Origin of the sequence: Nocardia sp. NPDC060255, assembly GCF_042727395.1 — a bacterium.
Lineage (GTDB): Bacteria > Actinomycetota > Actinomycetes > Mycobacteriales > Mycobacteriaceae > Nocardia.
On sequence record NZ_JBHXAU010000042.1, the window covers coordinates 19884 to 40719 of the forward strand.

Below are 20836 nucleotides of genomic sequence, written 5' to 3' on the forward strand. Positions count from 1 at the left end.
AGTTTCATGAGGTGACCTTGGCCGACCGTTATCCGTTGTTGCACACCCCGACCCACTGGGCGTGGGGTGATATGGACGTCCGGTTCTCGACCGAAGCCCCGCCCGACGAACTGGTCACCAACATCCACGTCGTCTGCTTCGTCGGCGACACTATCGTGCTCTGCCGCGACGATCGCGATATCTGGCTACTTCCCGGCGGCACGCGCGAGCGAGACGAGTCGATCGAGGACTGCCTGCGCCGCGAGCTCCGCGAAGAAGCAGGCGCCTACCCTACCGGCCCGGTCCGCCGGCTCGGCGCGCACTACGCCACCAGCAATCTGGCTGCACCCTTTCGGGATTGGCAGCCGCACCCGCACAAGGCCTGGCTCTGGTGTGCCGCCGATGTCGTCCTCGACTCGGTGCCGACCAATCCCGACGACGCCGAGCAAATCCTGGAGGTGCGCGCGGTCCCGCTGCCCGAGGCGCTACGGCTGGCCCGCACCGATGGCGACTACGTGGCCGAATTGATCGCCCTGGCAGTCGAATTGCACCGACCGACGCTGAGGACCGACGGAACTACTTAACCCGCAACGCTTCCGGCCTGGCGAGTAGGTCGCCGACGACCACATCGCGTTCCAGCGGAACACCGAGGCTGCGCGCGTTGCCCTCGAACAGCGCCAGCACCGATTCGGTGAGAATGCCCTCGACCTGATCCGAGGAGAGGGTGGTGGCCGGGTCGGCGCGCCAGCTGTTCACCACGCCGTCGACGAAGCCGATGATGCCGAAGGCCATCGGCCGGGCCCGGCCGGGGTCGATGCCGAAGCGGGACAGCCAGAGGGCGAACAGGTCGGCCAGCCGGCCGCCGATGCGGTCGCGGGCACCGGCCAGCGACGAATCACCCTGGGGCGCCGCGCCGCCGATGAAGCGGTGCAGGTTCGGGTGACGTTCCACCCAGCGCACGTATGTGCCGACGACGCCGCGCACGGCATCGCGCACCGTGCCCTCCGGGTCGAGCTTCGGCATGATCTGCGCGAGTAGCGATTCCAGGATCTGGCGGCGGATCTGCTCGTCCAGGTCGGCGCGGCCCTCGAAGTGGCGATAGACCACCGGGCGCGGCAGCGTGAGGCGGTCGGCGATCTGCTGCACCGATACCTCGACGCCGTGCTCCTCGATAACGGTGATCGCGGCGTCGATCACGTCGGCCCTGCGCTGTGCCTTATGTCCGTTCCAGCGGGTAGCGCGCCCGTCGGCGACGGGCGGCTCGAGGTTTCCGCTGGTCGTGGTCACCTAATCACGATACCCGCACGACGGTTGACTGCGACAGTGCGTCTCACTAATCTAAATGTGACAGCTTGTACCGGATAGTCGACATGTTGGAGAGCAGTCATGGGCAACGAGGCCGCACTGATCCCGCAAGAGTCCTTCGCGCAGCGCCTACTGACCGGATCGGTCAAGAAGTCCTACGACCCGGTGGTCGACATGGACTGGGACGCGCCGCTCGATCCGGACAAACTCTTCCTCCCCGCCGAGGTCGTTTCGCTGTACGGCACCGCGCTGTGGGAATCGATGACGCCGCAGCAACAGCGCGAACTGTCCCGCCAGGAACTGGCCAACGTGCTGTCGGTCGGCATCTGGTTCGAGAACCTGCTGAACCGACTCCTGTTGCGCGAGTTGATGGCCGACGACCCGACCACCCGGCATTCGCATTACACGCTCGTCGAGATGGGTGACGAGTGCAGGCACATGATGATGTTCGGCAAACTGATCGACCGCATCGAGGCACGACCGTACTGGCCGCACCGCGCGGGCCGAATGGCGATCGGCGTGCTGCCGATCTTCTTGCGCGGCTCCATGACCTGGGTCGGCGCGCTGGTCGGTGAGGAGATCTTCGACGCGATCCAGCGGCGCACCCTGGACGATCCGGAGTTGCAGCCCTTGGTTTCCCGCGCGATGCGCATCCACGTCACCGAGGAGGCGCGCCACATCGGTTTCGCCAGGGACGCGCTGGCTCGGATGGTGCCGAGCATGTCGCGCGCCGAACTCGCCTACACCAGGCTGTGTGTCGCGGTCGCTGCGCCGCTGTTCGTCTACCTGCTGACCAATCGGCACATGTACACCCGCGCCGGATTGGACGGGCGCTCCGCCCGGCGGATCGCGACCAGCAACCCGGACGCCAAGAAGGCACTCGGCATCGGCGCCGCGAATCTCGGTGTGTTCCTGCAGAAGCAGGGCCTCATCGGTCCGGTCGGCGAGTGGATCTGGCGGCGGCGGGGGTTGCTCGCATGATCGAGAACCCTGAAATCGTCATTGTCGGTGCGGGTTTCGGCGGTCTCGGCATGGCCATCGAGCTGCGCAAGGCGGGCATCGACGATTTCGTCGTGCTGGAGAAGGCCGACGAGATCGGCGGCACCTGGCGGGAGAACACCTATCCGGGGGCCGGCTGCGACGTGATGTCGCTGATGTATTCGTACTCGTTCGAGCCGAACAAGCGGTGGACGCGGATGTTCGCGCGGCAGCCGGAGATCCTGGACTACCTGCGCGGCGTCGCGGATAAGTACGACCTGCGCAGGCACATTCGGTTGCACTCCGAGGTGGTGACGCTCGACTTCGACGATGCCGCCGACCGTTGGGATATCGGCCTCGCGGATGGGCGGAAATTCCGTCCCCGGATGGTCGTGCTGGCGCCCGGCCCGCTGCACGAGCCCTCGGTGCCGGCGTTCCCAGGCCGGGACACGTTCCGCGGCAAGAGTTTCCACTCGGCGCAGTGGGACCACGACTTCGATATCCGCGGCAAGCGGATCGCGGTGATCGGCACGGGCGCCAGCGCGGTGCAGTTCGTGCCGCAGATCGCCAAAGAGGCCGCGCAGGTGACGGTCTTCCAGCGCACCCCGCACTGGATCGTGCCGAAACCGGACCGCCCGCTGACCTCGGTGGAGCACGGGATGTTCCGGTATCTGCCCGGCGCGCAACGGCTTTACCGCTGGGCCGTCTACTGGGGCTACGAGGCGATGATCCCCGCGTTCATGAACCCGGAGCTGATGCGCCGGGTGGAGACGGTCGCCCGCGGGCACCTGCGCCGCCAGGTCCACGACCCGGACCTGCGCGATCGGCTCACCCCGGACTACCGGCTCGGCTGTAAGCGAATCCTGGTGTCCAACAACTTCTATCCCGCGTTGCAGCGCGACAACGTCGACCTGGTGACCACACCCATCGCGCGTCTCACCGAATCCGGTATCGCCACCGTCGACGGCGCTGAGGACAGCTTCGACGCGATCGTCTACGGCACCGGGTTCAAGATCTCCGACCGATTCGCCGATCAGCACATCGCCGGCGCCAACGGCCTTGCCCTGCAAGAGGCTTGGCGTGACGGCGTGGAGGGCTTCCTCGGCGTCGCCGTACACGGCTTCCCCAACATGTTCCTGATCGTCGGCCCGAACTCCGGCGGCGGACACCAGTCGATCATCTTCATGATCGAGGCACAGGCCCGCTACATCCGACAGTGCGTCGAACTTTTGCGCAAGACCTCCAGCACCCGGATGGAGGTGCGCGCGGCCACCCAGCACGAGTTCAATCGCCGCACCCAGCAGAAACTGGCGGGCACCGTGTGGAACGCGGGCGGCTGCAACAGCTGGTATCTCGACGAGCACGGCGTCAACCGCGCCGCCTGGCCAGGTTCCAGCGTCTCCTACTGGCGCACCATGCGGCACCCGGATCCGGGTCATTACGACCTCACCGTGGCCGCCGATCGCGAACCGGCACTAGAGTATTCGGGCCCGGCCACGCTCGACTCCCCCGGCTCGCTGCTCGCGGTGACGGTCACCCTCGGCGGCCACGCCGACCCCATCGACGGCAGCTACCACTGGTACGGCCGGATCACCGGCACCGATCTGCCCGATCCGGGCCGCGCCGAGGTCTTCCTGACCCTCCCCGGTCGCTTCCCCACCGCAGGCCGCCTCCAGGAACGCGACCCATGGGGCAACCTGCGCATCGTCGGCATCGGCGACCCGCCGTACCCGCTCGAACCCGCCGCGGTCCATTAATCACTGGGACCACTGCGGCGGCTCCGGCAGAATCGAAGACATGGCAACCGCAACGTGGCAGGGTCGTGTCCTCGCGAGCAGCGACGACACGATCATCGTCGAAGGCAACCACTACTTCCCACCCGACTCGGTACACACCGAGTTCTTCCAGCCGTCACAGACCGACTCGTTCTGCCCATGGAAGGGCACTGCCAGCTATTACACCGTCGTCGTCGACGGCCAAACCAACCCCGACGCCGCCTGGTACTACCCGGATCCGAAACCCGAGGCGGCCGAGATCAAGGACTATGTGGCGTTCTGGCGTGGCGTAGACGTCGCCTGAGGGACCAGCGGACTTGGCGTTCGCACAAAGAATCGGCGGTAGGTTCGGGATTCTGCCGATACCACGCGGTCCGATTGTGGGGTGGGCTGGATCACACGACGATGCGCGGCATCGTCGAGTTCGATCTGGAAGGCCCCCATGACACTGTTGTCACCGCGGTTCGCCGCGGCGAGCGCGCTGTGCTGCGCGCTCGCCGTCGCCACGGCGCCGATACACGCGAGCGCCGGCCCGGGCCGGACCTGGTTCGTCAGCGCGACCGCCGTAGCAGGCGGAAATGGCACGGAGGCAACGCCTTTCAATACATTGCAGGCGGTCCAGCAGGCGTCGGGCGACGGTGACACCCTCGTTGTCCTGGCCGCGCCGGTGGGCACCCCACCGCTCGACGGCGGCATCGCCCTCAAACCGGGCCAGCGCCTACTCGGCCGCCAGGCCCCAGGAAACGTTGCGGCGGTGGCCAATACGACCGCCGCGAACGACGGTGACGCGATCCGGCTCGCACCCGGCACGGAGGTCCGCGACCTCACCGTCACCAGCGCCCAGCGCGGCGGCATCTACGGCCGCGATGTCGGCACGACCGTCCTCGCGGGCAACACCGTCGCCGCCACCAACCGCGCCTGCCACGACGGCTTCCTGGTGCAGCCGTTCCCGCCGATGATCGGCGTCCCGTTCGGCATGTCGCTCCCGGTCGCCCCGAACGTGGTCGCACTGAACAACGGCTGGGCGGGCATCATGATCGACTCCGACGCCGGCGCGAGCACTCTCACCATCGAGCGAAACACCGTGCACGACACCGCGTGTGGCGACGGTATCGATGTTCGCAGCACCGGCTCCGCCCAGGTCACCGCCACCATCACCGACAACCTGACCGAGAACATCAACGAGGGCATCGCCAAACTCTCCGTCCTCGCCGTCGGCCTGCAGAGCACCGGCACCTCCTCGCTCACCGCCGCGTTGCGCGGCAACACCCAGCGCGGCATCGCACTGCCCGCGAACGACCCGCTCAACGCCGCCGCCGACAGCGAGGGCATCTTCGTCAACGCCGCCGACCGCGCCCGCATGCGAATCACCATCGACCGCAACAGCTATCGGCACGGCGGCGGCCACCTCTCCGCCAACGGCATCGAATTCGTCACCAGCAACGGCACCCCGGACAGCGAAGTGACCCTCACCAACAGCGAATTCCTCGATGTCCCAGGCGATATCGTGCAGAACCTGAACCTCAGCGCCGAAGGCGCCCGGCACGTGATGACCATCGACGGCCTCACCGCGTCGGGCTCCAGCTTCCCCGGCGCCGCGCTCAATCCGCTGGTCCCCGGCAATCTCGGCAGCTGCCTGTTCGCCGCCAGCTTCGGCCGCGACAACACCACCGCACTCACCTTGCGCAACGCGCAGCTCAGCCGATGCAGCGCCGACGGCATCGGCGTGTACGCCTACTCCCCCGCCGGTCCCGCGCCCGCCACGGCGACCATGCGTTTCGATATCGCCGACACCTCCGTCGCGGACAGCACCGTGGCCGACCTGCACGTCCGCACCGTCGGCGACCTGGCCGAGCTGACCGGCAAGATCGAACGGTCGCGCTTCGCGGGCCCGATCGCCCTTGGTCGAAGTGACAGCACCCTGGGCGCGGGCTCGGTGCTCGACTTCGGCGGCGGCCGCCTCGGCAGCGCGGGCGACAACTGCTTCGCGCCGAGCACCGCCGCCGCCATGGCGGCACCGAGCCTCCCGCTGGATCACCCGGAAAGCTGGCCGATATGCGGCTGAAAATGTCATCCCGCTGACCGGAACGGCCCTCGCGCGACCGGCCCGCCCCGGGCAGGCTGAACGGTAGCGGTGCTGAAGCGACCCTGGAGGCCTCCGTTTGGTCAAGTGCACAATGTCGCGCGCCACACTCTGCGCGTTTGTCGCTAGCGCACACACTCGCTCATGCGTTCTGCTGATAGATGACGATGAGGTCATCCCCGTCCCCACCCGACCGGGCATGACCTCAGCCCTTCGCTAGCAGAGGTTAGGTTCTTGGTTTCATCGACAGTCCCGGCGGCCGCCCGCCCGGACACGCTATGTGCGGCGTTCCAGTCAAACGTCGCGAAGTATCCGGATTCGGTCGCGCTGCGCACCCTCGGCGGCGCCATCTCGATCACCTGGCGGGAGTACGGCGAACGCGTGCAGGCCATCGCGACCGGCCTCGCCGCGCTGGGCATCGAACCGGGCGACACGGTCGCGATCATGCTGACCAACCGCCCCGAGTTCCACCTCTGCGACACCGCCGTCCTGCACACCGGCGCGACACCGTTCTCGGTGTACAACACCAACCCGGTCGACCTGCTCGTCTACCAGTTCAGCAACGCGCGCAACAAGGCCGTCGTCTGCGAGAGCCAGTTCGCGCCGAAAATCCTGGAGGCGGTCGCCAAGGCCGCCGCGCAGGGCGTGCACGTCGAGCACGTGATCTGCGTGGACGAGGCACCCGAGGGCACCGTCGCGCTCACCGACGTCGAGCAGGCGACCGCAGGCACCTTCGATTTCGAGGCCACCTGGCGCAAGGTCGAGCCCGACGACTTGCTCACCATCGTCTACACCTCCGGCACCACCGGCCCGCCGAAGGGCGTCGAGCTCACCCACACCAACTTCATCGAAAACGCCCGAGTCCTGGACACATTCGGCGGTGGCGGCCCGGACGACCGGGTGATCTCCTACCTGCCCGACGCGCACGCCGCCAACCGCTGGTTCGCGCACTACCTGACCTTGCTGGAGGGCTGCCAGATCACCACGGTCGCCGACTTCAAGCAGGTGGCAACGGCTTTGGCGGAGGTGCACCCGAGCGTGTTCCTCGGTGTGCCCCGGGTGTGGGTGAAAGTCAAAGGCGCACTGGAGGAACGGTTCGCCACCGAGTCACCGGTCAAGCGCCGCCTGATCGACTGGGCGATCGGCGCCGGCCGCAAGAAAGCCCGCGCCACCTCGGACGGCCGCACCCTCGGCGCCATCGACAAGGTCCAGTACGCGCTGGCGGATCGGTTGGTGCTCGCCTCGATCCGCGACGGGCTCGGACTCGATCGGGTCCGCATCGCGGTCACCGGCTCGAACGCCATCCCGCCGGAGGTGCACGAGTTCTTCCTCGGGCTCGGCATCCCGCTGTGCGAGGGCTACGGCATGAGCGAATGCACCGCGGGCGCCACCCTCAACCCGCCGGAGCGGGTCAAGATCGGCACGGTCGGCACCGTGCTGCCCGGCGCGGAGGTCAAGCTCGCCGACGACGGCGAGGTGCTGATCCGCGGCAAGATGGTGATGCGCGGCTACCGGGACGACCCGGCCAAGACCGCGGAGGCGATCGACGCCGACGGCTGGCTGCACTCCGGCGACATCGGCACCATCGACAGCGACGGCTACCTGTCGATCATCGACCGCAAGAAAGAGCTCATCATCAACGCGTCGGGCAAGAACATGTCCCCGGCCAACATCGAGAACACGGTCACCGACAACTGCTCGCTGATCGGCACCGTGGTCGTCATCGGCGAGCAGCGGCCGTTCAACACGGCGCTGCTGATCCTCGATCCCGATCTGGCCGCCGCGTACGCGCAGCGGCACCACCTGGCGGGCAGCACCGTCGCGGAGCTGTCGAAGGACCCGGAGATCTTGAGCACCATCGACCAGGGCATCGCCGCGGCGAACAGCAAACTGTCCAGGGTCGAGCAGATCAGGAAGTACGTCGTGCTCCCCGAGGTCTGGGAGAACGGCAGTGACTACCTGACCGCAACTGGCAAACTCAAGCGCAAGCCCATCTCGAACGGCTACACAGATACCATCGAAACCTTGTACTCCACCTAAGTCCGGGAAGAAGAACCAGCATGATGCCATCGCGGACTCGGGTGTTCGACGAGCTTCATCGCCGTACCGCGTCGACGCTCGAAGCGTTCTACGCCGCGCTGCCGCCGTACCAACGGCTGCCGCAGTCCCTGGTGGAGACCGACTTCGCCCGAGGCACCAAGCTCAACGTCGACCTGTTCTTCGAGTACCTGCGCCGCGGCGAGGAGCCGACGGAGGAGGACACCAGGGAACTCGTCGAGCTGGCGATGGACCGGTTGCGCGACGGCACCCCGCTGCCGGAGGTGCTGGAGCGTTATCGGTTCGGCGCGGCGTTCATCTGGGAACGGCTGCGCGCCTCGGCCACCCCGGCCGAGCGCGAGCTGCTCTTCGACGCGTCGCTCATGCTGCTGCAATACGTCACGCTGGTGGTCTCGCGGATCGCCACCGCGGCCACCCAGCGGGTGCACGACCCGCGCTGGGAGCTGCTGGAACGCAGGCGCGGCATCGCCGACGCGCTGCTCACCGGCCGCGACCCGGTGGAGTGGGCGAACGATCCGGTGATCCCGGTGGCGGATGCCTTCCTCGTCGCGGTGTTCCGCCTGTGCGGCACCCGCGGCGGCCCGGCGTCGGCGCTGCGGCATCGGGTGGAGGCGATTCCCGGGGTGTTCCTGCGGCTGGACGCGGGCGGCTGGACCGCGCTGATCCCGCTGCAGTCGGGTGACGACGGATCGGCCACGCTGTCCGCGCTCACCTCCCGGCTGCCCGCGCAGGAACCGGCCGAACCGCCGCCCTACTGGGTCGGTGTCGGCGCGGCCCGCAGCAAGGACGCGATCCCGACGATGTACGCCGAGGCGCGGGTGCTCGCCGAACTGGGCCGCTGCCTCACCCGCCGCGACATCCTGTGCCGCAGACAGGATTTGCAGTTCGAGTACACGGTCGCGGTGAGCGACGCGGCCCGGCCTGGCTTGGCCTCGGTGCTCGCGCCGCTCGACGCGCAGCCGATGCTGGCGGAGACCCTGGAGGTGTTCGTCGACAGCGGTTTCAATCAGCTGGCGACCGCACGGCAGCTCAACGTGCACCGAAATACGGTGACCTACCGGCTTTCTCGGGTGCACGAGCTGACCGGGCTGGACCCGCATCGCCCGGCCGACGCGATGACGCTGTCCGCCGCGCGGCTGGCCAGGCGACTCGAATCCGCCTCGTTCGCACCATAATCCGCCGCATTAGCTCCGTAATCGGCTGCGGTCTAACAACTTTTAGGCACTATTCCAAAGACACGGCGAATCCCCTTGGGAATTGCCGGTGTTGGAGCACCCCGCTTATGCGTTGTGCTGTGTAACGACGATGAGGTCAGGCGTGGCCGCCGACCAGCCGGACACAATCCGGGAGTGGGCGGCCCAGTTCGGCACTCGAACCGCGGTATCGGCCCGCGGACGGATAGCCGCCCGCCCGGCCTCGACCATAGCCAGCAAAGGTTCAGGTAGTTGAGAATTGCATTCCGGGCGCGCCGTGCCGTGCCGGTCGCCGCCGCCATCACCGCCGTCGGTCTGATCCTGCAGCTCGCACCCGCAGCTAACGCGGTGCCCACCGCGGGCCCGGTCCCGAACGCGCCGGCCAACTTCGGCCTGCCCGCCGACTATCAGCCGACGCCCGAGCGCTACGGCATCGCCTACGAACTGGGACACATCGTTCCGCTCTCCGACGGCACCCAGCTGCAGACCGAGGTGCGCTACCCGACCGACCCCGCCACCGGGAAGCGCGCCGCGGGCGATTTCCCGGTCGTCGTCAACTTCACCACCTACGGCGCGGTCTCCAGCGCGCTGGCCGCAGCGGTGACCAGCGTGATCGATACGCTGCACATCCCGCTGCCGGACCAGCTGAAGGACGCGCGCCGAATCATCAACCAGGCCACCAGCGCTCAGGACATGCTGGTGCGGCGCGGCTACATCGAGGTGATCGCCGACGTGCGCGGCACCGGTGGGTCGACCGGCGCGTGGAACCCGGCCTCGCAGCAGGACGGCCTGGACGGTGCCCAACTGGTCGACTGGGCCGCGAAGCTGCCCGGCTCCAACGGCAAGGTCGGCATGTACGGGTACTCGTTCCCCGCGCTGTCGGCGTTGCGGACCGCCGAATCCGTGTCGCCCGGCTCGCCGTTGAAGGCGATCGTGCCGATGGCCATGCCGAACAACATCTTCAACGAGGTGCTCGGCCACGACGGCATGATGAGCCCGATCCTGCTCACCGCCATCTCGGTGCTGGTGCCATACCTGAGCCTGCTGGGTCCGTTCATCACGGCGGTGGTCTCGCCGCAGATGTTCATCAAAACACTGGTCGACCATCTCCAGGCGGCCGTCTCCTCGGACAGCACGATCAAGCTGCTGATCGAGGCGTACGGCGGCGGGCCGCTGGCCTACGACGGCCAGTTCTGGCAGGACCGCCGATTCGAGACCGACCTGAACAAGGTCGTCGCGAACGACATCGCCATGTACCAGGTCGGCGGCCTGTGGGATCTGTATCAGGAAGGCCCGTGGCGCAACTACTCCCAGCTGCAGAACCTCGCCAAGGGCAGGGACCAGTTCGCGCCGATGGCGCCGGGCCAGGCCACCGACGGCCGGTTCCAGCTGCTGATGGGCCCGTGGTACCACGTCGGTCTCGGCTTCGGGCCCGGCTCGCGGCTCGACACCGACATGATCACGCTGGCCTGGTTCGACCGCTGGCTCAAGGACATTCCGAACGGCATCGACAAGACCGGCACCCCGTTGCACGTCATCGATCCGAACAACATGGCGGTCGCCACCGCCCGATACCCGTTCGAGCAGGCCGCGATCCAGCAGCGGTACTTCGACGGTGATCACCTGGTCCCACAGCCGCCCACGGTCGCGGACGCGTCGGATCGCTTGGACTACACCGGCATCGACACCATTTGCAACCGGCAGAGCCTCGGCCAGTACAGCGCCGGGCTGTTCGATTTCCTGTTCCGCCTGTTCAACGCCTACAACCCGTGTACCGAGTGGGTGCAGGAACCGACCGCGGGCCACCGCTACACGATGGACCCGGTCACCGAGCCGACCGTGCTGGCCGGACCGAGCAGCGTCACCCTGTACGCGTCCTCGACCAGCGACGATGCCGCCTTCCAGGTCTGGCTCGACGATGTCGCGCCCGATGGCTCGGCGGTGAACATCACCGGCGGCTCACAGCTGGCCAGCCAGCGTACGCTGGACGACGAAAAGACTTGGCGCGCAACCGATGGCACCATTTACGCGCCGGAACACGTGATTCGCAAGGATGTCGAACAGTTGCTGACGCCCGGCGAGGTGACCAAGGTGGAGGTCAAGATTCGCCCGACCTTCTACCGGCTGGAGCCGGGACACGCGCTGCGCCTTCGGATTACCAGCGGCACCTTCCCGTCCACTATGCCCATTCCGACCGATTTGCCGCGTTTGCTCGGTTCATCCCAACAGCTGCACCGGGACGCGGCGCGGCCGTCCAGCCTGGTGGTGCCGCTGGCACCGGCGTCATCCTTCGGCGGCTGAGCCGGATCGCCCGATCCGGCCTGCGGCCGACGTCACGTTTAGCCCGGCTTCATGCCCGGGAGCTGTAAAGATCATGCAAACCTGGGATGAATTCCAGGTGCATTGAGACACATTGTCCAGCAATCTATCAGCTACCTGAACATTGATTGTTTCACATCCGCGCTGGCAGCGGCGTTGCGCTCGGCCATTGCGCCGCCCGCAACGCCGTTGTCCGTGTTTCTCCGGCAAATACCGGTGATCAGGCTCACCCACACATTCATCAACAATTTCTTCTACAGTTTGTCTCGTTCCGGTCCGACGATGACGTCCCGGAACCGTTCGGACAAAGTTCTCGGATGCAGGCCGAAATTCTTGTCACTATTCGGATCGGCAATTCCCGTACCGCGCACGGGGATCGCCGATGGGCAGCTGAAGGTGTGTCATGGAATTCATCGAACTGGCCGATTATCCGTTGCCTAGCGGCCGTGTGATCGAGTGGCTCCCGACAGCCACTTCGCACTGGGCCGACTGGCCGCGAGATACTCGTGCCGTTTCCTATAATCACGAGCATCATCTTCGAGATGCGGTGGAACACAGTCGAATACGGGATCGGCGCCACTACTGGCTCGGTCATGCTTACCGGATCGACGGACCGCTCGACCCGCAGGCCTGGCGTACCGCCTTCGATGCCTGGATCGACCGGCACGAGGGTCTGCGCTCGCATGTCGCCATCGAGGGCGGCCAGCCGGCCAGGTACACCTTGCCGCCCGGTGAGATCCGGGTGCAACCGGTCGACGCGGGCGCGCCGACCTCGACAATGGCGACATATCGCCTGGTACACGGGCTACTCGACGACGGCACCTCGCCGCTGCGGTGGCCCTCCTACGTCGCCGTGACCATCGCGAACCGCGACAGCTTCACCGTCGTGTTCGCCGCCGATCACTCGATCATGGACGGCTACTCGACCGTCTCCACCGGCGGCGAACTGCACGCGCTCTACAACGCGGTCCGCGCGGGCAAGTCCGCTGAGCTGTGCGATACCGGCAGCTACGTCGACTTCTGCCATGACGAGCGGGTCCGTGCGACCGCGGCCACCGCCGCGAACCCCGCGGTGCAGACCTGGGAGACCTTCTTCCCGGAGAACACCGAGAACACCCTGCCCTGCGGCACGCTCAGCAAGGTGGCCGCGGCGCCGATCGAGTTCACCGGTCCCGCCGAGGCCTCGCCGCGCCGGGCGCCGCAGCGCAACCTGTCGGTCGAGGTGCTCGACGCCGACGCGGCCGACGCGGCGGCGGTGGTCGCCAGGGAACAGGGTCAGGGGCTGTTCGCGGCACTGCTGGCCGCGTTCGCGGTGACCACCACCGAGCTCGGCGCAGGCCGGGATTTCCGCACGGTGATCCCGCTGCACACGCGCACCGAACCGCAGTGGGCGGACACGCTCGGCTGGTTCGTCGGGCTGGCGCCGTTCCAGTTGGATTGCGGTCCGGCACGTAATCTCGCCGAGCTCATCCGGCCCGCGGGCGAGGAGCTGCGGCGCACCCGCGGCGCGGCGACCGTGCCGTTCGGCCGGGTCTGCGAGTTGCTCGGCACCCGGCCGCGCATCTCGTTCATGGTGTCGTACATGGACGTGCGCGGCGCACAGTCCGCCCCGACCTGGGTCGATACCAACACCCGCTGGCTGCGCAGCCGCAACGTGTCGGCCGACGAGTTCTTCTTCTGGTTCGTCCGCACACAGCACGGCGTGACGCTCAACATGCGCTACCCGGGCACCACCAAGGCGACCCGCGACATCCACCGGCACGTGCTGCGGATGCGCGATCTGCTCGCCGAGTTCACCCGCTATGGAGACGCCCGAATCCGTCCGATCGAAGGAGCGCCGCTGTCATGGTAGAGATGACCCTCACCGAGCACTGGCAGCCGAAACCCGGCGTGCTACTCGAGTTCACCACCACCGCGGCGAGCCAGGCGGCCACCGCGACCACCGCACCCTCCGACATTCCCGCGACCTATCTGCAGGAATCGCACATCCGCCGCTGGTCGGCGCGCAGGCAGACCAACGACCCGCTCGCCTCCGAGCTCTCGTTCTGCTTCTCGGTCGCGCGTCCGCTCGACGCGGAGGCACTACGCCGGACCTACATCGCGTTCCTGCAGCGCCACGAGACCTTGCGCTCGTGGTTCCGGATCGACGAGTCCGACGGCGGGTTCGCGCTGACCAGGTACCTGCTCGACCCGGCGGCGGTCGACCTGGAAACCCGCACCCTGGCCACCTTCACCGACAGCGGCGAGCTCCGCGACACCCTGGTCGCGAAGTTCAAGGCCAACGCGAATCCGACGCGCTGGCCCGCGATCGTCTGCTGCGCGATCGACCATGGTGCGGACGGTTTCACCGTGGTCTACAGCGCCGACCACGCGTTCACCGACGGCATGTCGGTGCTCACGTCCACCTACGAATTCCACGCGCTCTACACGGCGTTCAGCACCGGTCAGGAGCCGGTGCTGCCGCCGGTCGGCAGCTTCGTCGAGTTCGCGCGGACCGAGCGCGCCGCCGTCGCCGCACAGCCGCCTGAGCTGGAGCAGCTGGCCGGCCTGCTTGCCGAGAAGGGGCATCAGGTCCGCCCGCTGCCGATCGAGCTCGGCCTCGCGCCCGGCGAGGTGGCCGACAGCTTCGGCACCAAGGTCGACATGCTCGATGCGGCCGAAATCGACGCGTTCGCCGCGGCATGCAAGAACGCGGGCGGTTCGTTCTCCGCGGGGCTGTACGCCGCGGTCGCCCTCGCCGAGCTCGAATTCGCGGGCCGGACAAGCTATCTGGGCATGAACGTGGTCGGCACCCGAAGCGAACCGCAGTATCAGCTCGCGCAGGGGTGGTTCATCAACCTGATGCCGATCGCGTTCGATCTCGACGGCGCGCATCGGTTCACCGAGCTGATCGGCCGAGCCGGTGTCGCACTGGACTGGACCAAGCCGCTGGCGAACGTCCCGATCCATGCCGCGCTCGATCGGGCGGCCGTGCTCACCGGAGCGCCGCTGCCGGTCACGACGGACTGGCCGTGGGTGTCCTACCTGGACATGCGCGCGGTGTCCGGTCCGGCACTGGAGGCCGCGATGCCCGGCGTTTCCGGGATCAACGGTCTCGGCTCGCGCAGCAAGATCGGGCAGACCTCGCCGATCTGGTTCAACCGTGAGGTGGAGCGGCTGCACGTCACGATGATGTACCCGGACACACCGGTCGCGCACAAGTCGGCCGCCGACTATCTCGGGCAGATCCGCACCACCTTGCGCGCCATCGCCGCCACCGGCGATTTCGCGGTCACCGCACCAGCTCTCGCGAGGTCATGATGCAGTTGCTTTTTCTCGACCAACTGAATGCACCACCGGGCACCCTGCTCGAATGGACCGCGCTCGCCGAGCCCGGTCCGACACCGGACGCGACACCGCCCTCCGCCAACCAGGCCATCCACCTGTCCTCCGGCGGACCGACCACCTGGCTCGCCGCCACCTTCGACGTGGCGGGCCCGATCGACGAATCCGCGCTGCAGACGGCGTTCTCGGTGTGGTTGCCGCGCCACGACGCGCTGCACTGCAGTTTCGAACCGCCGGCCGACGGCAAGCCGCCGACGGTGCACGTGGTGATGGACAGTGACATTCGGCTCGTCGCCCAGCCTGCCGTCGAGACCGCGACCACCGAGGACCTGCGCACCGTCCTCGGCGGCCGGCTCGACCAGGCGTGCTCGCCGTTCACCTTCGCGCCGTATTTCCTCGGCGCGATCAGCAGGCCCGAAACCTCCACCGTGGTGTGCGGATTCGATCATGCGGTCTGCGACGCCTGGTCGATCACCATCGCGGTGGCCGAACTGGACGAGCTGTACCGGGCCGCCTGCGAGGACGGCAACGACGGTGCCGTCGCGGCCGCCGACCGGCTGCCCGAGCCGGGCAGTTTCCTGTCCTACTCGGCCAGGGAAGCCGCCATTCCGGCGGCGGTCACCGGTCCGCTGATCCGCTCGTGGCGCGACTTCCTGCACGCCGCGGGCAACGACCTGCCGCACTTCCCGCTCGATCTCGGGTTGCCTTCCGGGGCGGTGGCTCCGTTCGGCAGCGATGTGCGTCTGCTGCTCGGCTCGATGGCCACCGATGCGCTGCATCGCAAGTCGCGGGCCGACGGGTATTCGATGTTCGCCGCACTGCTGGCCGCGGTCGCGATGGCAGCGGCCGAACTCGGCGGGCGCAGCGGGACCGACCTGGTGTTTCCGGTGCACACGCGGCGAGAGCCTCGGCACCACAACACCTTCGGCTGGCTGGTGTCGAACGCGCCCGCGCATGTGCCGGTGGCGCACGACTTCTGCGCCACCGCACAGGCCGCCGACGACGCGGTCCGGTCTGGACAGCGGCTGGCCCAGGTTCCCGCGAACCGGGTGCTGGCCGCGATGGGCAACGATCTGCGCCTGACCAGGCGGGATCTGTTCAGCGTCTCCTACACCGACTACCGGCGACTACCGGGCGGTTCGCGCAGCGACACCACCCGGACGGTCCCCCGAAATCCGGCCCAGCTCAGCCGCAGCGCGCCGTTGGACGACGTGCAGCTGTGGTTCACCCGCACCGACGACGGGCTCGCATTGCGCACCCGTTTCCCCGCGACACCCACCGCGGCACCACTGATCGGTGAGTTCCTCGACAAGGTCGCCGGGACCCTGTCCGCAGCGATCTCGGTGCGGGTATGAGGTGCCACTACTCGCCCAGCGCGCAACCGTCTCGACCCGCCGGCGCGACGCCCTCGAAGACGAGGATGTCGCACCGCGGACAAGCGGACTTGTTCGGGCCGCAACGATTGACAAACCACGACTACCGGGTAGCCGAACCCGATAGTCTCAGCACAGGATCCAGCGAGAATTTTCTCGTGAAAGCCGGGAGCGTCCGATGATGAAGGCTCTGGTCAGCAACGACTTTTCGACGTCATCGTGCGCCGACGACACCGCCGCGGCAACGTGGCAGGGCACCGCCCTGCTCCGGCCGGGCATTCTGGCCTTCGAAGGCGAGATCCTACCCACCGAACTACATGCCCATCACGCTGTGCAGGTGATGGCCGCGTGCTCACCTATCTCCATCGTGGACGGCAGTGGGGTGCGGCGGCAGGGCACCCACATCGTGGTGCCCACCGACGCGCCACACCGGGTCTGCGGCGGTGCCAGCCACGGCATCGCGATCTACCTGGATCCGGAAACCATCGCCGGTGCGGCCGCCGATCGGCGGGCGCACCTGCACGGATGGGTGCATACGCTCAGCGTCGATCCCGCGCACGGCAAACTCGCCGAGCACGTCGCGGACGTCCTCGCGGATCTGCTGCGGGACAACGCGCAAGCGGGCCCGGACGATCGGCACGGTGTGGTGACCGCGGCCTTGCAGTTGCTGCCCGACATGGTCAAGGGCGGGTCGGTGCGCGGCTCGGATGTGGCGCGGCAGCTGGGGATTTCGGCGACGCGGCTGACCCATCTGTTCACCGAACAGGTCGGTATTCCGTTGCGCCGGTACATCCTGTGGCTGCGGCTGCACATCGCGATGAACGGCGTGATGGCCGGTGACGATGTGACGACCGCGTCGGCCTCGGCCGGGTTCGCGGACAGCTCGCACCTGACCCGGACCTGTCGGCGGACCTTCGGGCTGCCGCCGTCGATGATGAGCCGCGACGTCGACTGGGACATCAGCCTCTGAGCTGACGGTTTCCCCGTCATGCCGGCGAACGCCGGAGTCGAGCCGTGACCTCATCTCGCGACTCGATCCGGCGTTCGTCCGGCATGACGGGGGCCGGTCGGCGGGCCGGGCAGTATGCTCGAAACATGATCTCGCGGGCTCAGCTGATGGCGTATGCGGTTGTCGCATTCGTGCTGCCCGCGCTCGTCCTCTTCGCGATCCCGGCCGGTGAGCCCGGTTCGGTGGCCGTCGTCGGCATGGTCGCGGCGTCGCTGTTCGTCGCGCTGGCCACGCTGCACCCGGCCGCCGCACTGCCGCTCGCACTCGTCGGCTCCGGCCCGCCACCGTCCGCGCAACGCCGCCGACGTGGCTCTTTCCTGCGCCAGAGCAATCCGGACACCCCGGGGCGTCCGCGCCCACGAGCACCAGGGTTCCCGACCGCCTGACGTCCACTCCGCACCTGCTGCGGGGTGCCGTCGGCGTTGTCGTCGAAACCCTTCCGTTCTCGTGCGCGTACGCACGCCCACAGTCAGGTGCTGTCCATGCTCGACTTCGTCTACTACCCCGTGTCCGCCATTCTCTGGCTCTGGCACTACGTCTTCGCCGCCGCACTCGGACCCGCGAGCGGTCTCGCCTGGGTTCTTTCGGTGATTTTTCTGGTGCTCACCCTCCGCGCCGCCCTTTTTGTGCCATTCCTGAAACAGGCGCGTAATCAAGCAATTGTCAAAAAATTGCAACCCGATGTTTCCAAGCTGAAACAAAAATACAAAAACGACCGGCAACGCCAGGCGACCGAACTACAGAAACTGTATAAAGACAACGGCATCAATAGCTTCGCGACACTGATTCCGATGATCGGTCAGGTTTTGGCCTTCATCGGCCTGTACCACGTGCTGCGCTCATTCGATCGCACCGCCGGACTCGGCCACCTCCCCTTCCAAGCCGTCGCGACCCCCATGAGCCCGGAGCAAAACGCCGCCACACCCAATTACGTCTTCAGCGCCACCGACGTCCAATCGTTCCTGCACGCCAAGATCTTCGGCGCCCCGCTGTCGACCATCCTGGCCGGCTCGGGCGACCTGCTGGCAACGGTCGCCGTCGTCGCTATCCCGCTGATGCTGATCGCCGCTGTCGCAACACATTTCACCGCCCGCGCGTCGCTGGCCCGCCAGGAAACCCCCGCCCAGCTCGCCCTGATGCGCCCACTCACCCTGTGGGCCTTCCCCGCGTTCGCACTGATCGGCGGCGCATTCGTCCCGGTGGCGATCCTGCTCTACTTCGTCACCAACAACGCGTGGACGTTGGCCCAACAACACTTCGTGTACCGCCGCCTCGATGCGGAGGCCGCCGCCGAGGCCGAGCAGATCGCGACAGCCCGCGCCCAGCTGGCTCCCAAGCCCGGTGCCAAGCCCGTCCGCACCCCGTCGGCCCCGAAGGTGGGCGCCAAACCCATCCGCCCGCAGTCGGCTCCCAAGCCGGTCCGCGCAGAGTCGGCGCCGAAGGTGGGCGCGAAACCCGCCCGCCGCCGATAGCGGACTGAGTTGCGTTGGGGCGGAATCTGTCTCGCGGATTCCGCCCCGGGCGCAGGCCGAGCGCTACTCGGCTGCGGGCCGCGCTTCGACGTAGTACTCGGCCGACAACGCCTTCAGCCACGGACGCACCGCTACCGGCGCCCAGTGCACCGACGGATCATGCAGGACAGCGGGATCGGTCAACTCGATGGTCTTGCCGCGCGTGTGCAGGGTGAAAGTGCCTGCGGCGCTGATGTTTTTGGCCCAGTCTACGTTGCGGCCGTAGGTCAGCGCGATGCGGTAGACGCCGTCGCGAACGAACACCGACACCGGAGTTCTGTACTCGCGCCCGGACTTTCGGCCTTTGTGCTGCAGTAGGGCGAAGCCGGGCGCACGGCCCGCGAACAGTCCGGCGGCGGGGTTGGTGGCATACCGGTTGAACTTCGCCAGTGCGCGTGGAAGCACCATCGGCGCTGTCCTCTCTCGAGTCGGCGGGCGCGCCTAAGGTTACTCTCGACCGGTGTCAGCGCAGCCGGAACGAGTCCAGCAGAAGTCCGAGATGATCGCCGTCTACGACGCGGCGGGCCGGGTGGTCGGGTCCGCCGACCGGGCTGCGGTGTACCGCGACGGCATGTGGCACGCGAGCGCCGGTGTGCTGGTTCGGTCCGGGGACGGCGAGCGGATCTACGTGCACCGCCGCACCGATACCAAGATGGTGTTCGCGGGCATGCACGACTGCCTGGCCGGCGGGGTGGTCGATCCGGGGGAATCGCCGAACGAGACGGCCGTCCGGGAACTGGCCGAGGAACTCGGCATCACGGTGCCCGGCGCCGAAGCGCTCCGACCTGCGGCCAAGGCGGCTTGGGACGGCGAGTGGCTGGGAAAACCCATGCGCTGCCACGTTTTCGCCTATGAACTGCGCTACGACGGGCCGATCCGCCACCAGAAGGAGGAGATCGCCGACGGCTGGTGGTGGACCGACGCGGAACTGCGCGCCCACCTGGCCGACCCGGAGTGGCCGTTCGTGCCGGACACCCGGGTACTCGTCGGCGATCTGCTCAACTGAGCGCTCGCGCGCTCGTCTTACTCAGCGACGCTGATCAGGCCGCGCTGCCGCTACCCAGCGACAGGATGGAGGTAAAGAGGTTGGCGACAACTTCGAGCAATTCCATGATTCTCCGATTGTTGGCTTTATCGATGAGCACCGGAGCCTTGACGACCGACAGGCCGAGGCTTGAACACCGCGTGAACGCCGATGGTCGCCGCGCCGGATTACCCGGAGGAGGCTACCGAACTTGCCCACGCGGCGAAAGCGCCAGGGTTGCGCGTCTGCAGTAGCACCCGGCCGGGCCCGACGAAGTCGAAGACGAAACCCTCACCGGACTTGAGCGACTGAATGGACCGGCCGACCACCGCCCGGCGGATGGTGAAGTTCATCGCCAGGTCGTAGGCCACCACATGCCCGGTGTCGATGGTGATCGGCTCCCCCGGCTGCAGATCGATCACATCGATCGCGCCGAACACCCCGACCACGATCTCGCCGTCACCGTGCGCGCGCAGACCGAACCCACCCTCGCCGCCGAACAGGTTCGCGAAACCGCCCCACTTGCTTTCCACCTGCACCCCATGGGAATTCGCGATCCAGCCGCCGCGGCTGATGAAGAACGGGCGATCCTGGGTGATCTGCAGATTCAGCATGTCGCCGGGCAGCGCGGGCGCCACATCCACCCAGCCGCCCTGCTGCGGCGCGGTGAACGTCGAGACGAAGAACGATTCACCGGCGAGCACCGAGCGCTTCAGCCCGGCCAGGATGCCGCCTTCGGCCTTGGCCGCCAACGTGACTCCCGCCGAATGGGCGACCATGGCGCCGCTCTCGACCCGCATCGGCTCGCCGCCCGCGAGGAAGCACCGCGCGATGGTCGAGGCGGGGTTGTGGCGCAGTTGTACCTTCATATTCTGCGACCCTACCGGCTGATTCGCGGCGGTAGG

18 protein-coding genes are annotated in these 20836 nt (G+C 67.6%); 15 read left to right on the forward strand and 3 right to left on the reverse strand.

All coding sequences use genetic code 11. From position 1 onward, the window contains the following. The first annotated feature begins 11 nt into the window (after positions 1–11). Entirely contained in the window at positions 12–563 is a 552-nt protein-coding gene (locus tag ACFWF1_RS42110; RefSeq protein WP_379290423.1) for an NUDIX hydrolase, read from the forward strand. Here ACFWF1_RS42110 and ACFWF1_RS42115 read toward each other — a convergent pair. Further along, positions 556–1266, reverse strand: coding sequence for a TetR/AcrR family transcriptional regulator (locus ACFWF1_RS42115; RefSeq protein ID WP_379290421.1), 711 nt, complete (start codon positions 1264–1266; stop codon positions 556–558). The genes ACFWF1_RS42110 and ACFWF1_RS42115 overlap by 8 nt on opposite strands. 99 nt (positions 1267–1365) lie before the next feature. Here ACFWF1_RS42115 and ACFWF1_RS42120 point away from each other — a divergent pair, with 99 nt between their 5' ends. The 13 genes from ACFWF1_RS42120 to yidC all read left to right on the forward strand — a co-directional run bounded on the left by ACFWF1_RS42120 (position 1366) and on the right by yidC (position 18868). Next, complete coding sequence (locus tag ACFWF1_RS42120) at positions 1366–2265, forward strand: diiron oxygenase (RefSeq protein WP_379290419.1); 900 nt, start codon at positions 1366–1368, stop codon at positions 2263–2265. Beyond that, on the forward strand, positions 2262–4019 hold the full coding sequence (locus ACFWF1_RS42125) for a DUF4873 domain-containing protein (RefSeq protein WP_379290417.1): 1758 nt from the start codon (positions 2262–2264) through the stop codon (positions 4017–4019). Before ACFWF1_RS42120 ends, ACFWF1_RS42125 begins: the two co-directional genes overlap by 4 nt. Positions 4020–4059: 40 nt before the next feature. Beyond that, positions 4060–4341, forward strand: a complete 282-nt coding sequence (locus ACFWF1_RS42130) for a DUF427 domain-containing protein (RefSeq protein ID WP_379290415.1) — start codon at positions 4060–4062, stop codon at positions 4339–4341. Positions 4342–4479: 138 nt separating this feature from the next. Then, the gene (locus ACFWF1_RS42135) at positions 4480–6102 is read left to right on the forward strand and encodes a right-handed parallel beta-helix repeat-containing protein (RefSeq protein ID WP_379290413.1); all 1623 of its coding nucleotides are present in this window, start codon (positions 4480–4482) and stop codon (positions 6100–6102) included. Between the two features lie 252 nt (positions 6103–6354). Then, positions 6355–8160, forward strand: coding sequence for an AMP-dependent synthetase/ligase (locus ACFWF1_RS42140; protein WP_379290412.1), 1806 nt, complete (start codon positions 6355–6357; stop codon positions 8158–8160). A gap of 20 nt (positions 8161–8180) precedes the next feature. Beyond that, on the forward strand, positions 8181–9353 hold the full coding sequence (locus ACFWF1_RS42145; RefSeq protein ID WP_379290410.1) for a PucR family transcriptional regulator: 1173 nt from the start codon (positions 8181–8183) through the stop codon (positions 9351–9353). A gap of 270 nt (positions 9354–9623) precedes the next feature. Beyond that, a complete protein-coding gene (locus ACFWF1_RS42150) occupies positions 9624–11672 on the forward strand; it encodes a CocE/NonD family hydrolase (RefSeq protein WP_379290409.1) in 2049 nt (682 codons plus the stop codon). A gap of 565 nt (positions 11673–12237) precedes the next feature. Beyond that, positions 12238–13542, forward strand: a complete 1305-nt coding sequence (locus ACFWF1_RS42155; RefSeq protein ID WP_379290407.1) for a condensation domain-containing protein — start codon at positions 12238–12240, stop codon at positions 13540–13542. Continuing rightward, a complete protein-coding gene (locus tag ACFWF1_RS42160; protein ID WP_379290405.1) occupies positions 13536–14990 on the forward strand; it encodes a condensation domain-containing protein in 1455 nt (484 codons plus the stop codon). The genes ACFWF1_RS42155 and ACFWF1_RS42160 overlap by 7 nt, the downstream gene beginning before the upstream one ends. After that, positions 14987–16369, forward strand: coding sequence for a condensation domain-containing protein (locus ACFWF1_RS42165; RefSeq protein ID WP_379290403.1), 1383 nt, complete (start codon positions 14987–14989; stop codon positions 16367–16369). The genes ACFWF1_RS42160 and ACFWF1_RS42165 overlap by 4 nt, the downstream gene beginning before the upstream one ends. Before the next feature lie 196 nt (positions 16370–16565). Beyond that, positions 16566–17357 (forward strand): helix-turn-helix transcriptional regulator, encoded by a 792-nt coding sequence (locus ACFWF1_RS42170; RefSeq protein ID WP_379290401.1) that lies wholly within the window; start codon positions 16566–16568, stop codon positions 17355–17357. Between the two features lie 125 nt (positions 17358–17482). After that, positions 17483–17782, forward strand: coding sequence for a DUF6412 domain-containing protein (locus ACFWF1_RS42175; RefSeq protein ID WP_357389310.1), 300 nt, complete (start codon positions 17483–17485; stop codon positions 17780–17782). A gap of 96 nt (positions 17783–17878) precedes the next feature. Next, complete coding sequence (yidC, locus tag ACFWF1_RS42180; protein WP_379290399.1) at positions 17879–18868, forward strand: membrane protein insertase YidC; 990 nt, start codon at positions 17879–17881, stop codon at positions 18866–18868. 63 nt (positions 18869–18931) lie between these two features. Here the strand turns inward: yidC and ACFWF1_RS42185 are convergent, their stop codons facing one another. Further along, positions 18932–19315 (reverse strand): nitroreductase family deazaflavin-dependent oxidoreductase, encoded by a 384-nt coding sequence (locus ACFWF1_RS42185; RefSeq protein WP_379290397.1) that lies wholly within the window; start codon positions 19313–19315, stop codon positions 18932–18934. A gap of 91 nt (positions 19316–19406) precedes the next feature. On the opposite strand from ACFWF1_RS42185, the gene ACFWF1_RS42190 reads away from it, so the two are divergent. Then, positions 19407–19913: an NUDIX domain-containing protein gene (locus ACFWF1_RS42190; protein WP_379290463.1), complete on the forward strand. Its 507-nt coding sequence runs from the start codon at positions 19407–19409 to the stop codon at positions 19911–19913. A 206-nt stretch (positions 19914–20119) separates the two neighbouring features. Here the strand turns inward: ACFWF1_RS42190 and ACFWF1_RS42195 are convergent, their stop codons facing one another. Then, complete coding sequence (locus ACFWF1_RS42195; protein ID WP_379290395.1) at positions 20120–20800, reverse strand: TIGR00266 family protein; 681 nt, start codon at positions 20798–20800, stop codon at positions 20120–20122. Between the last annotated feature and the right edge of the window lie 36 nt (positions 20801–20836).